The 13,213-nt window shown below is 65.5% G+C and carries 12 protein-coding genes; 7 read left to right on the top strand and 5 right to left on the bottom strand.

Annotated elements, in window-relative coordinates:
• Window positions 1–8: 8 nt before the first annotated feature.
• Entirely contained in the window at window positions 9–617 is a 609-nt protein-coding gene (locus G572_RS0120700) for a CDP-alcohol phosphatidyltransferase family protein (RefSeq protein ID WP_029060095.1), read from the bottom strand.
• Between the two features lie 227 nt (window positions 618–844).
• Here G572_RS0120700 and apaG point away from each other — a divergent pair, with 227 nt between their 5' ends.
• The 3 genes from apaG (at window position 845) to G572_RS25045 (ending at window position 5,834) form a co-directional block, all read left to right on the top strand.
• Window positions 845–1,237 (top strand): Co2+/Mg2+ efflux protein ApaG, encoded by a 393-nt coding sequence (gene apaG / locus G572_RS0120695; RefSeq protein WP_029060094.1) that lies wholly within the window; start codon window positions 845–847, stop codon window positions 1,235–1,237.
• Window positions 1,238–1,495: 258 nt separating this feature from the next.
• Window positions 1,496–3,592, top strand: a complete 2,097-nt coding sequence (locus G572_RS25720) for a putative bifunctional diguanylate cyclase/phosphodiesterase (protein ID WP_051242853.1) — start codon at window positions 1,496–1,498, stop codon at window positions 3,590–3,592.
• A 103-nt stretch (window positions 3,593–3,695) separates the two neighbouring features.
• Window positions 3,696–5,834: an EAL domain-containing protein gene (locus tag G572_RS25045; protein WP_169391349.1), complete on the top strand. Its 2,139-nt coding sequence runs from the start codon at window positions 3,696–3,698 to the stop codon at window positions 5,832–5,834.
• Here G572_RS25045 and G572_RS0120680 read toward each other — a convergent pair.
• Entirely contained in the window at window positions 5,819–6,232 is a 414-nt protein-coding gene (locus G572_RS0120680; protein WP_029060093.1) for a tellurite resistance TerB family protein, read from the bottom strand. The two genes, G572_RS25045 and G572_RS0120680, sit on opposite strands and share 16 nt — an antisense overlap.
• Before the next feature lie 218 nt (window positions 6,233–6,450).
• On the opposite strand from G572_RS0120680, the gene G572_RS0120675 reads away from it, so the two are divergent.
• On the top strand, window positions 6,451–8,115 hold the full coding sequence (locus G572_RS0120675) for a lysine--tRNA ligase (protein ID WP_029060092.1): 1,665 nt from the start codon (window positions 6,451–6,453) through the stop codon (window positions 8,113–8,115).
• 56 nt (window positions 8,116–8,171) lie between these two features.
• Window positions 8,172–8,891, top strand: a complete 720-nt coding sequence (locus tag G572_RS0120670; RefSeq protein ID WP_029060091.1) for an SGNH/GDSL hydrolase family protein — start codon at window positions 8,172–8,174, stop codon at window positions 8,889–8,891.
• A 4-nt stretch (window positions 8,892–8,895) separates the two neighbouring features.
• On the opposite strand, the gene G572_RS25715 is transcribed toward G572_RS0120670, so the two are convergent.
• Both G572_RS25715 and G572_RS0120660 read right to left on the bottom strand, forming a co-directional pair.
• On the bottom strand, window positions 8,896–9,897 hold the full coding sequence (locus G572_RS25715) for a thermonuclease family protein (RefSeq protein WP_051242850.1): 1,002 nt from the start codon (window positions 9,895–9,897) through the stop codon (window positions 8,896–8,898).
• Window positions 9,894–10,562, bottom strand: coding sequence for a S24 family peptidase (locus G572_RS0120660; protein ID WP_029060090.1), 669 nt, complete (start codon window positions 10,560–10,562; stop codon window positions 9,894–9,896). The genes G572_RS25715 and G572_RS0120660 overlap by 4 nt, the downstream gene beginning before the upstream one ends.
• 189 nt (window positions 10,563–10,751) lie before the next feature.
• Here G572_RS0120660 and G572_RS0120655 point away from each other — a divergent pair, with 189 nt between their 5' ends.
• Window positions 10,752–11,093, top strand: coding sequence for a DUF952 domain-containing protein (locus G572_RS0120655; RefSeq protein ID WP_037547782.1), 342 nt, complete (start codon window positions 10,752–10,754; stop codon window positions 11,091–11,093).
• On the top strand, window positions 11,093–12,199 hold the full coding sequence (locus G572_RS0120650) for a quinone-dependent dihydroorotate dehydrogenase (protein WP_029060088.1): 1,107 nt from the start codon (window positions 11,093–11,095) through the stop codon (window positions 12,197–12,199). The genes G572_RS0120655 and G572_RS0120650 overlap by 1 nt, the downstream gene beginning before the upstream one ends.
• A 30-nt stretch (window positions 12,200–12,229) precedes the next feature.
• Here G572_RS0120650 and G572_RS0120645 read toward each other — a convergent pair whose 3' ends face one another.
• On the bottom strand, window positions 12,230–13,027 hold the full coding sequence (locus G572_RS0120645) for a pyrroline-5-carboxylate reductase family protein (protein WP_029060087.1): 798 nt from the start codon (window positions 13,025–13,027) through the stop codon (window positions 12,230–12,232).
• Window positions 13,028–13,213 lie beyond the last annotated feature (186 nt).

The raw sequence follows: 13,213 nt of genomic DNA, 5'->3' as shown, positions 1-13,213 counted from the left end.
GCTGCGGGTCAGTCGCGCAGCAGTCGCGCGACGAGGATGACCCGCGCCAGGGCGGAAACGATGCAAATGGCCGCGAACCCCCAGGCGAGCAGGGGGAAGGCTTGCGGCCACAGGCACATCGCCAGGAAAACGGCGATGGTCTCCGCGCCTTCGGCCAGCCCGCCCAGATAATAGAGCGACTTCTGGCCCTGAATATTCGTGGTGATGCCCCGCTTTTCGGCCATCGCGGAAAAGCCGAGGAAGCTCGCGCCGTTCATGTAGAACGCGAGCAGTAGCGCGGCGGCGGGAAGGGCGTTTGCCTCGGGGTCGAGCAGGGCGAAGGCGAAGGGCACCGCGCCGTAGAAGAAGAAATCCAGCACGATGTCGAGATAGCCGCCCCGGTCGCTCTTGCGGCTGGCGCGCGCCACCGCGCCGTCGAGACCGTCGCCCAGGCGGTTGAGGGCGATCAGCACAAAGCCCGCAAGCGGCGCGCCGAGCGCGATGGCCAGGGCTGCGCCGAGGCCGAGACCGAAACCGGTCAGCGTCACGGCATCCGGCGAGATGCCGCGCGCGGCGAGCACGCGGCCGGCGGCATTCAGCGGCGGGTCGATCAGCGGGCGCAGGCGGGCGTCGAACATGGGATCTCCGGTCGGGGGACGACGTTCTGGATGGCCCAGCTGCGTGCCGGGCGCAAGCGCCCTGCGCTCACAAGCGCGTCATGGACCTGCCGCTACGGAAATCAGGGCGCTGCCGGTTCAATCGAGAATTGTGGCCTTCCCCGACTGGAATCCGGCGCTATGCGCGCTAGTCTTTGTCGAACGCCCGCGCCCGGGGTTGCGGGCGGGGACGAGCCGGGAGGACTGCAATGTATCGGGCCGTGACGCATGACATACAGGTGACCGTCGAGCCGTTTTATCTCGTCGAGGAATCCGATCCCGACACCTTGCAATTCCTGTGGGCCTATACCGTCGAAATCGTCAATCACGGCAGCGACACGGTGCGCCTGCGCGCCCGGCACTGGATGATCGTCGACGGCGCGGGTCGGGAAGAAGAGGTGCGCGGTCTCGGTGTGGTCGGGGAACAACCTGTCCTGGCGCCGGGGGAACGGTATGAATACACCTCCGGCTGTCCGTTGCGCACGCCCTCGGGCATGATGAGCGGCAGCTACGAAATGGAGGATATGGACGGAAGGCGCTTCCAGATCGCTATCCCGGCGTTCTCGCTTGATATTCCCGGCGAGGCCCGCAGCATCAACTGAAGCGAGCGCGTCGAAAGTTTTTCGTCGGCTTTTTAGAGGTTGTGTTTTCGGAATTTTAGCAACCTCAAGAATGTATTTGGATTGGTTGCTTTTCGATGCCAGTGACGTGTCATTGGAGCTTGATATTCTCAAGTCTTTCGTTGGATGGGTGCGATATTATCGTAAACGAATCGCGGGAAGTTTCTGCTATGTTAAGAATTGGGGTGTCTGAATCGTGCAATGCGGGTTTCGCCGGCTTGCTCGGAGGAAAGTACGATAGTGGCCTCGACCAAACAGGTTGCAAAGAATTTTGTCGCGGCTCCGGTTGACCTTAGGGGGCCGGCGGATGACGCGTTCCTGACGGCGTTCCAGGTCTCTCCCATCCGGATGATCTACTACGACACCGACATGATCATTCGGGACGTGAACAGGGCATTCCTTGAAATCGACGGCTTTTCCCGCTCCGAGGTGATCGGGCGTCCCATGCGCGTGGTTATGGGCGACGCGATCTGCGAACGTTCACGCCCCGCCATCGAGGCGGCCCTGGGTGGCGAGCCGCAAGTCAGCACGACGTGGGGCTTGCGCCGTGCGACACGCAACCGGCTGATGCGCGTTTGTCACGAGCCTGTGTTCGATTCCGCCGGAGCCGTCACCGGCCTCATCGTTTTCATGGAAGACACCACGGAGCTGTTCGAGCTAGAAAACCGTGTCTCCATGCATGAGGAGGTGTTCCGTCAGTCGACCGAAGCCATGTGCATCGTCGGGCTGGACTTCCGGTTCATCTGGTCGAACTCCGCCAATGCGCGGACATGGGGCCATACGTCGGAAAGCATCGTCGGCAAGCATCTGGTCGACGTCATCGGCGAACGCGGCTACCTGGATCGGGCCAAGCCTCATCTCGAGCGCTGTTTTGCCGGCGAGCAGGTCGAGTATCACTTCGCGCATATGTCCGAAAACGGCGACATTGCCTATTTCGATCTCAATTGCGTGCCCTTCCGCAACAACACGGGCGAGGTCATCGCCGCCGCGATAACACGGCGGGACGTCACCAGTGCCACCATGATGAAAGCGGAGTTGCTGCGTCAGGCGCGCCAGGACGCGCTGACCGGTTTGGCCAACCGCTATGCGCTTGAGGAAGAGCTGGAGCTGCGTGTCGCCCGATGCGTCGCCGAACTCGGCGAGCCCGACACCCGTCTTTCCGCCCTGGTGCTGGTCGACCTCGACGGGTTCAAGGTCGTCAATGACATTGCCGGGCACAGCGCCGGCGACACATTGCTCAAACAGGTCGCGGACCTTCTGCGGACCATCGACAAGACCGACATGATCGCGCGGCTGGGCGGCGACGAGTTTGCGCTGGTGCTCTCGGCCTGTACGACGGAGAAGGTCATGGCCGCCTGCCAGACGATCATCAGTGCGCTGGAGACGACGCCCTTCGACTGGGACGGCGCGCGCTATTCGGTGCGGGCCAGCGTCGGCGTCGCCTTGCTCGACCGCGAGGTGTTCGAGACGGCCGCGCCGAGCATCTACGATGTCATCAACTGGGCGGACCGGGCCTGCCGGCTCGCCAAGGAGCGCGGCGGGTCGCGCGTCGCGGTCTATCACGCCGCCGACACGGAGATTCAGGCGCGCTTCGAGGAAACCGGCAACCTTCGGGTGGTCCAGGATGCACTTCTGAACGGGCGGTTCGAGCTCTATGCCATGCCGATCGCGCCGATCGACGGGCAAAGCGGCCTTTATCACGAGGTGCTGTTGCGGATCGTTGGAAGCGACGGACAGATGCTGGCGCCGGCCGCTTTCATCTCCGCTGCCGAACGACACCAGATGATGGTTCCGGTCGACAAGTGGGTGGTGCGAAACGTGCTGGAGCGCCTGCGGTCCGCGCCGCCGGATCTGCAATTGACGGTCAATCTCTCGGGCCAGTCGGTGGGCGATCCGCAATTCCGCGACTTTCTGGTCGCCGCCCTGGACAACCGGCCCGAGGTTCACGGACGGCTTTCGTTCGAGATCACCGAGACATCCGCCGTGCGCTCGATGGAGACCGCGCGCGATCTGATCAAGGCGTTGCGCGGGCGCGGTTGCGGCATCGTCCTGGACGATTTCGGCTCGGGCCTGTCGTCCTTCGGCTATCTTCGCAAGTTCGACGTCGACATGCTCAAGATCGACGGCAACATCATCGGCGATGTCGCCAACGACCCGGTTCAGCAGACCATCGTTGCCGGGATCGTTGCTGTCGCCACGGCGATGAAAGTGCGGGTCGTGGCCGAATTCGTGGAGGATGCCGGCACGCTCGAAACGCTGCGCGAACTCGGGGTGAGTTTCGTGCAGGGCTATCATGTCGGACGTCCGGCTCCGTGGTCGGAGACCTTTGGCAGGTGAGCGCGACCCTGCGCGGCGTCACAGGCGGTTGTCGATGGTCATGTCGGGTCGACCTGCCTATTGTGGTCCGACAGGACGCGTCCGTGCGCAGCAGCGAGGCCCCGTGAGCTTGCGAAAGCCGGAACCGGAAACAACTGGCACCCCACCGACGGAGCGTGCCGAGACCAGTGCGGAGACTGCCGCGCACTGGCCCATTGCAGTGCATCGCGAGGTCGTGCGCAGCACCATCATCGAGATGAACCGCGCCGGCGTTTTCGTCTGCGACCGCGATTACCGGATGTGGGACGTCGACGGCGCCTTCCTGGACATGGAAGGCTTGTCGCGGGCCGAAGTCATCGGACGCAGGGTCGAGGACATCCTGGGATCCAAGGTGTTCGCCCTGCGCCGGGACAATCTCGACGAGGCCTTTGCCGGCCAGGCATCGCGCATCCGCGTCCCCGGCGTTCGCGACAAGACCCTTGGAAAGTATCTGGAGGTGTTTTTCCAGCCGGTCTTCGGTCGCGACGAGGAGGTCGCTTGTGTCATCTGCGCGGTGCGCGATGTCACGCAGTTCCAGAACCTCAACGAACGCCTGTCGATGCACGAGGAAATCCTGCGGCAGACAACCGACCGGATCTCCGTGGTCGGCACGGATTTTCGCTACAGGATGACCAATCGCGCCAACGCGGCGTTCAGCGGACTGTCGCCCGACGACTTCATTGGCGTGCATGTGCGCGACCACATCGGCGCGGAGCGTTTTAACAAGCGGGCGAAAGCGCATTTCGAGAGGTGCTTCGCCGGACAATCGGTCGAATACGAGCACGAACTTTCCGTCCCGGGCGGGGAAATGCGCCACATGCGGGTCCGGATGGACCCCTATCGCGACGACGAGGGCGAGGTCACCGGGGCGCTCATCGTATTGCGCGACATTACCGAGGCGGCGCTGATGGCAAAGACGCTGCGCCGGCAGGCGCGCGAGGATGCGCTGACGGGCCTTGCCAACCGGCATGCCTTGCAGGAGGGGCTGGAGCGCTTGCTGGCAGACGTGAAGGCCAGCGACCGGCCGGCGGCGCTTTTCACCATCGATCTCGACGGGTTCAAGGTCGTCAACGACATCGCGGGGCATAGCGGCGGCGACGCTCTGCTCCAGCAGATTGCGGGATTGTTGCGCAGCCATGCCGGGCCCGACATGCTCTGCGCCCGGGTCGGAGGCGACGAATTTTCTGTGCTGGCGCCGGACATGGACGCGGCCGCGGCGCAAGACCTGGGTCACCGGATCACCTCCGGTTTGTCGTCGATGCGGTTCATCTGGCAGGACATCCCGCATGCGATTACAGCCAGCGTCGGCATTGCCCTGATCAAGCCGGGGCGCGGCGGCGACCCGGAAAAAAGCGCATTCCAACTTCTCAACCAGGCCGATCAGGCCTGTCTGCATGCCAAGTCCATTGGCGGCGCGCGGCCGGTGGTCTACCGTCCGGATGCCGACGAAATGGTCGCGCACCGGCTGGACATCGGCAATCTGCAGATTGTTCGCAATGCCCTGGAAGCCGACTGTTTCGAACTCTACACCATGCCGATCCTGCCGATTGATGCGGTGTCCAGTCCGCATCTCGAGGTGCTTCTCAGGATCGTGGACGACGACGGGCGGGTCCTTGCGCCGGCTGCATTGATTTCCTCCGCTGAACGCCATGGGTTGATGCCACGGATCGATCGCTGGGTCGTCGAGAGGACCCTGGCGAACCTGCACAGCGTCGATCCGGGGACGTGTCTGACGATCAACCTGTCCGGGCTGTCGATCGGCGATCCGGAGTTCACCACCTTCCTGCTTTCCGCGCTCGACGCGCGGCCGGAAACGGCAGGGCGTCTGGCCTTCGAGATCACGGAAACCGCGGCCGTGCGCAGCATGGCGACGGCCCAGGCCCTGATCGATGCGCTGCGTGCCAGAGGGTGCCGGGTCATTCTCGACGATTTCGGCTCGGGCCTGTCGTCTTTCGCCTACCTCAGGCAGTTCCGGATCGACAGCCTGAAAATCGACGGTGCGATCATCGGTGAGGTGGCGCAGGACGAGGTGCAGCGCACGATCGTTGCCGGGATCGTCGCCGTTGCGCGCAAGATCGGCGTCGGCGTGATCGCGGAATATGTCGAGGATGCGGAAACGCTGGAGATCCTGCGCAATCTCGGTGTGACAATGGCGCAGGGCTATCACATCGGGCGTCCGGCGCCCTGGGTGGGCCGCCGGAGCGCGTCTCAGATCGCGCGGTAGCGGGCCTGCGCGCCGCGTTCGATGGCCGCGACCGTCAGCTTGTCCAGACCGAGCGTGTCGCGCAGCACCTGCAGCAGCCGCAATTCCTCCTGCTGAACGGAAAGATCCGCGACGGCGACATCGACAGCCAGTGCATAGGCCGTGTCGCGGTGGCTCGGCGGAACGCTCGCGGCGATCAGCGCGAAGGTGTCCATCATGCCGTTTTCCGCCTGAAGGCGGTTGCCGCAATCCTGGGCGACCGGCACCAGCCGCTCCTGATCGAAGCCGGCGAAGACGGGCAGTGTTTTCACGACCTCGCCCATCGAGTGCAGTTCCTGGTCGGTCATGCTGCTGTCGGCGGCGGAGATCATCACCATCACATAGATCAGCGCTTCTTGAAGTGAAACCTGTTCGCTCATCGGCTGTGCGACCCTTTTGTCGTCGTCTGTCCTGTCAAAGTGCCTAAAGCCATGGCGGAAGCAGCGCAAGGCGTGAAATGCAGTCGGCCGGGAAGCGGGCTTTTTTGCCGCGACCCTGTTCCGTTTGTGCAGCGCATCCATTAGTGTCCGCCCGCCGTTTGCGCGCAAGATCATCCGCAGGCGGCCGTTTTCCATCCATCAACAGCAATGGTCCGATCATGACCTCAGTTTCGTTGCCCGCGCTTGACCTCTCCCCCACCACGAGAGACGCGGCCATGGCGTCAAAAGCCTGGCCGTTCGAGGAGGCGCGAAAGCTGCTGAAACGGGTCGAGGCGCGCGGCGCCGACCGGCCGGTGTTGTTCGAGACGGGCTACGGCCCGTCCGGGTTGCCGCATATCGGCACCTTCGGCGAGGTCGCGCGCACCACCATGGTGCGCACCGCCTTCCGCCTGCTGACCGAGGACAAGGTGCCGACCCGGCTCCTGTGCTTTTCCGACGACATGGACGGATTGCGCAAGGTGCCGGAGAACGTGCCGAACCGCGAGGAGATGCAGCGCTTTATCGGTCAGCCGTTGACGCGCGTGCCTGATCCCTTCGATGCCGGTCATGAAAGTTTCGCGCATCACAACAATGCGCGGCTTCGCGCCTTTCTCGACCAGTTCGGCTTCGAGTACGAGTTTGCCTCGGCGACCGACTATTACACCTCGGGCCGTTTCGACGAGGCGCTTTTGCGCATGCTCGCCGTCTACGACAAGATCAAGGACATCATCCTGCCGACACTTGGTCCCGAGCGTCAGGAAACCTATTCGCCGTTCCTGCCGGTGTGTCCGCGCACGGGCGCGGTGCTTCAGGTGCCGACCGTGGAGCGCAATGTCGCGAAGGGCACCATCGTCTATATCGACCCGGAGACGGGCGAGAAGGTCGAGACGCCGGTCACCGGCGGTCGCGTCAAGTGCCAGTGGAAGGCCGACTGGGCGCTGCGCTGGTTCGCGCTCGGCGTCGACTACGAGATGGCCGGCAAGGACCTGATCGACAGCGTCACGCTGGCGTCGAAGATCTGCAAGGTTCTGGGCGGTCCGCCGCCGGAGGGCTTCAACTACGAGCTCTTCCTGGATGAGAACGGCCAGAAGATCTCCAAGTCGAAGGGCAACGGCCTGACCATCGACGACTGGCTGGCCTATGCCTCGCCGGAAAGCCTGTCGCTCTACATGTACAGCAAGCCGAAGACGGCCAAGAAGCTGTACTTCGACATCATCCCGAAGACCGTCGACGAGTATTTCACCTTCGCGCAGAAGTACCCGGACATGCCGGTCGAGCAGCAACTGGGAAATCCGGTCTGGCACATCCATTCCGGCAACCCGCCGGCGGTCGACATGCCGGTGCCCTTCTCGATGCTGCTCAACCTCGTGTCCGCCTCCAATGCGCTGAACAAGGATGTGCTCTGGGCGTTCATCTCGCGCTATGCACCGGGTGTCACAGCCACGACCCACCCCAAGCTCGACGAACTGGTGGGCTACGCGATCCGCTACTTCGAGGACTTCGTGAAGCCGGCGAAGACCTTCCATGCCCCCGACGAGACGGAACGCGAGGCGCTTGCCGCGCTCGATGAAAAGCTCGCGGCCCTGCCGGCGGATGCGGATGCCGCGACCATTCAGGACGCGGTTCTCGATGTGGCGCGCGGGATCGAGCGCTATCAGGACGAGAAGAAGAAAAGCCCGGACGGCGGGCCGGGCGTGTCCGTTGCGTGGTTCTCCGCACTCTACAAGCTGCTGCTCGGGCAGGAGCGCGGACCGCGGTTCGGTTCCTTCGTTGCACTCTACGGCATCGATGAAACACGGGGGCTGATCGCCAAGGCGCTGTCCGGCGAATTGTCGGCGGCCTGACGCCGCCGGGAAAACCCGTCCGGACACAAGGTCCGTTCGGACACAGAGGAACTGGCATGGGTGCGTTCGCCACGGCTCTGAGCTGGCTTGCCCTGCCGCTTTATGCGGTCGAGGGCACGCGCGTGCGCGCCCGCACCCATCGCCATCCGCCGCCGCCCGGACCGGTGTCCGGGCGTGTCGGGGACAAGGCGGGGGAACCGCTCAGGCTTCTGGTCCTGGGCGATTCCTCGGCTGCCGCCGTTGGCTTGAAGCGTCAGGAAGACGGCCTTGCGCCCTGTCTGGCCAACGCGCTTTGCGAAAAGTCCGGCCGGCCGGTCGAATGGCGGGCGGCGGGATTCAATTCCGCCACCGCCGGCATGTTGCGCGATCATGTCGTGCATAATCTGGAGCCGGTGCCTTACACGCATGTGCTCTTGTCGGTCGGCTTCAACGACCTGAAGAACTATCACACGCGCCGGCGCTTCCTGAAGGAGTTCGGCGGGCTGATCTATGCGGTGAAGGCGCGGTTTCCCGAAAGCCGCCTGTTCTGGTCGCGCATGCTCGACCCCGCAGACGTCCCCGGGCTGCCGCAGCATCTGGCGGCGATCCTGAAGCTGCGCATGTCGATCCTCGATCCGGTCGGGGCATGCCTGTGCCGCGAGCGTGGTGCGACGGCCATTCCCGCGATGCGCGGGCTCCCCGCCAGGGCCTTTTGCGATGACGGCATCCACCCGTCGGAAGCCGGTTTTTCAGGCTGGGCTGGGCATCTGGCCAGCCACATGCACGCAGGCCGCTGAGCGATCAGCGAGGCAAACCGGCCGGCGCGTCCTCGCTTGCGCCCGGATCGGGTGCGTCGGCGGTCTCGCCGCTGTCCGGGTGCCAGGGCGTGTCCACGATCTCGACATCGCCAAGAAGCCCGTCAAGCGACGCGCTGCCCGGTTCAAAGGACGTTTCTCTCTCTTCGCCAGTGTCCCTTGATGCAGCGCCTGCCGGTTCCCGCGGCGACGGCTCGTTCGTCTCCAAGGTCGGCGCAGGTGTTTGCGTGGAAAGTCGCCGGTCCAGATCTCCCCGCCAGTCGAGCTGCCAGATGCCCTTGCGCTTCGCTCGCGCGGCCTCGCTCGCCGCGCGCAAGGCCTGCGGCGCGTCCTCTTGGGGGCGTGCCCACCCCTGGGCGATCATCCAGTCGCTGAGATCCGTATCCTGGCGGCGGCATTGCGCGGCGATGAGCCCCGGCGCGACCTCGGATATCTGGTCGCAGGTGATGGCGCGCCGCCGCACGAAGGCGCGCAGCGCCGTGCGGGCCCGCCGACCGCAGGGCCAGGATCCGCCAAGCCGGGAGGGGCAGGTTTCCGAGACCGCCGGCGCGTCGAGACCGGCGAGGCGGATGGTCAGCGTCTTGTGGCGCAATGTGCCGGCATCCAGCACCAGCGGACGGCGAAAGGTCAGGTCGTCCGGAACCTCGACCTTCGGCTGTTCCGGCAGCTTTGCCTCGACCCGCTTCAGTGGTCCCTGCACCGGCGGCGGCGGCAGGATGTCGGCCGGTGTCACATTGCGGATCGTATCGGGAAGCGGCGCGTCTGGAAGGGCAAGCGGCTGGGCCGGCGGTTCCGTGCGCGCGGGCGCCGGGGCGGAGCGGTCCGCAACCTCAACCTCCGGGGAGGCGCTTTCGGGGGGCACGGCCGGCGTGGCCCGATTGTCCAACGGCAGATCGTCGCCCGCCAGCAACGTGACGGCACCTGCCAGTCCGGCCAGACCCAGCGCCATCGCGCCGATCCGCATCCGCCAGGTCGAGGCGCGGCTCACTGGCTTGCCCAGATGATTCGCGCCACCCAATCGACCTCGGGGCCGGCGTAGCTGAGAATCTCCGGGTCCTCCAGCAGCGAGCGAACGTCGATGCGCGCGCGTGTGCGGCGTTCGTAGACATGGGCGAGCAGCGTTCCGTCAGTCAGGCGCAGCATCACACGGTCGCCCTTGCGAATGCGGGCGGCCGGCGAGACGACGACGATGTCGCCATCCCTGTAGAACGGCAACAGGGCGTCGCCGCAAACGCGAATGGCGGTGTCCCGCGCGGGGACGTCGGGCGCTGCAACGGGCCAGTCGGTCAATTCCGGGTAGCCTCCGTCATGAAAAAAGCCGCTGGAGGGGTGGGCGAGGGCATTGGCGTGGGACAGGCCCCCGGGAAGGGGCAGGGCGTCGTCGTCACGCCGGGCGTTGGAGGCGATTGGCAGGTGGTCGGTGCGGTGTTCGAGGAGGTCGACGAACTCCGAAAAGCTGGCCCCTGTCGCGAAGAGGATCTTGGAAATCGATTCCATCGACGGCCAGCGTGGGCGCCCGTCCGACGCCATGCGCTTGGACGGATTGAAGGTGGTCGGGTCGAGCCCCGCGCGCCGCGCCAGGCCGGATGAAGACAGGCCATGGTCGCGGGCGAGCCGGTCGATGGCGGTCCATACGCTTTTATGCGACAGCATCTTGCGGCCCCGCGTCTTGGTGGCACCTTTGTGCCCTGCGTCCCTCCAGAACGGATATCCCCGCTACGGTATATATTCCTAAACCGGACAAAGTGCCACCCCGCGACACGCGCTTTCCCTTGTCTTGCGGACGTGCCGGCTTTATTGCGGGCGGACGAAATCCGCAGAAACGTCGAAGGTGCGCCGGTCATGTCCCTGATTTACAAGATCTCTCCCGAAAGCGACTGGCGCGCGGCGGAAGCGGCCGGGGTCTATACGGGCGCGCCGGTCGATCTCGCCGACGGGTTCATCCATTTTTCCGCCGCCGACCAGCTGCGCGAGACGGCGGCCAAACATTTCCACGGTCAAACGGATTTGCTGCTGATCGCGGTCGAGACCGGGGCGCTGGGCGAGGCGCTCAAGTGGGAACCGTCGCGCGGTGGCGCGCTGTTTCCGCATCTTTATGCCGAGCTGCCGATGTCGGCGGTCGTCTGGGCCAAGCCGCTGCCGCTGGGCGCCGACGGCGTACACCGCTTCCCGGAGGATGTGTGATGCTGCGCGATCTGGTCGACGGGGCCGCCCGGCGTGCGCTCTTCATGCTGGACGCGGAAGCCGCCCACGCGATGACGGTGAAGGCGCTCGCCTCCGGCGCGGTGCCGGCTTGCCGGGTCCCGCAGGACGGGCGGCTGAGCGTGAAGGTCGCCGATCTGACGTTTCCCAATCCGCTTGGCATGGCCGCCGGCTTCGACAAGAACGGCGAGGTGCCGGATGCGCTTTTGCGGCTGGGCTTCGGCTTCACCGAGGCCGGCACGGTCACCCCGCGCCCCCAGGCGGGCAACCCCAAGCCGCGCGTCTTCCGTCTGGTGGCGGACAAGGGTGTGGTCAACCGGCTCGGCTTCAACAACGAGGGCCATGCGGCCCTGCGGGGCCGGCTCGAGGCGCGCAAGCATCGCGGCGGCATCGTCGGGGTCAATGTCGGCGCCAACAAGGACACCGACGACCGCGCCGCGGACTACACCGCCGGCATCGAGGCCTTCGCCGATCTTGCGTCCTTTTTCACCGTCAACATCTCCTCGCCGAACACGCCGGGTCTCAGGGACCTGCAGGCGCGCGCGGCCCTTGCCGAACTTCTCTCCAGGGTGATGGAGGCGCGCGATGCGGCTTCCGAGCGTCACGGACGGGCGGTGCCGGTGTTTCTCAAGATCGCGCCGGATGTCGACGAAGCGGGGCTGGATGATATCGCCGCCGAGGTTCTGGCCGCGCGCGTCGACGGGCTGATCGTGTCGAACACGACGCTTGCTCGCAATGGCCTGACGGACCGTGCGGGGGCTGCCGAGACCGGCGGCCTGTCGGGGCGGCCGCTGTTTCGCCGCGCGACCGTCGCGCTTGCGCGCATGCGCCAGCGCGTCGGCCCGGAGCTTCCGATCGTCGGCGTTGGCGGGATCGACAGCGGCGAGAGCGCCTGGACCAAGATCACCGCCGGTGCCAGTCTGATCCAGCTTTACACCGGCATGGTCTATGAAGGCCCCGGTCTGGTGCCGAAGGTCCTGCGCCATCTGTCGCACTGCCTCGACCGTCACGGCCTGTCGTCCCTGAGCGCGGCGGTGGGCACCAACACCGACGCCTGGGCCCGGATCGACCCGGACAGCGAGGGCTGAGGCGCGGGCGTCGGCCGGGCCAGCGCCCGCTCAGCCCATGGACCGCGCCTGGCGCGCCGCCGCATCCAGTCCTTCTGCGATGGATGCGGCGATGGGGGAATCGCGCATCGAGACAAGTCCCGCCGCTGTGGTGCCCGCGTAGTCGATCATTGACGTGACGTGGTCGCCCGGAGACGCCTCGCCCTGCGACAGCATCGCGCCGGCCGACAGAAACAGTTGCCGGATGGCGCGTTCGGCGATATCGGGCGGAATCCCGGATTTCTCCGCGTGTTCGACCATGCAGTCGGCGAAGAAGGCGACAAAGCCCGGAACGGGGCCTGTCATCGCGGTGAAATGATCGAACAGCGCCTCGTCGTGGATCTCGTCGGTCAGGCCGCATGCCCCGAAGATGTCCGTCACGCGGGCTCGATCGGCCGCCGTTACGCCGGGCGACGCCATCCAGGGGCTGTAGGCGGCGCGGAAGGCCGCGGCCGGGCTGCTCATTGCCCGCACGCTGCGTTCCGCACCCGTGATCCCCTGCAATCCCGCCAGCGTGACACCGGCCATGACCGAGATCACCAGACGGTTCGAGGCCGCGATCCGAAGGCTGGCGGCCGCCGACGGGGGAACCGACAGGATCACCGTGTCGCAGACGTCGGCCAGCGCATCGTTGTCGCTTGTCACCTGAACACCGGGAAGGGCGTCGGCGTCGGGCAATGCGCCGCGCGTATTGGAGATCCACAGGTCTCCGGCCTCGACGATCCCGCTCTTCAGCAAGGCTTGGGCAATCGCGCTCCCGAGCATGCCGGAGCCTCCGACAATCCCGATTGGTGATCGGTGTTCGGCCATTTGGATCTCCCCGTTGGTGTGTCCAGGACAAACCAGCATAACCGAACGCGGCATGTCACGCTCTATCGCGTGCCTGCATATGCTGGCCTCAAAACCGGACCGTCCCGTTCTCGTGACCCGCAAGCGCGAGGTGACGGTCTGCCACGACGGCGCGACGCCTTCGCGTGGATCGGTCTCGATGAGGGG

The organism is Stappia stellulata DSM 5886 (genome assembly GCF_000423705.1).
In the GTDB taxonomy this organism is placed as follows: domain Bacteria; phylum Pseudomonadota; class Alphaproteobacteria; order Rhizobiales; family Stappiaceae; genus Stappia; species Stappia stellulata.
This window is presented reverse-complemented; position numbering and strand designations above follow the sequence as displayed.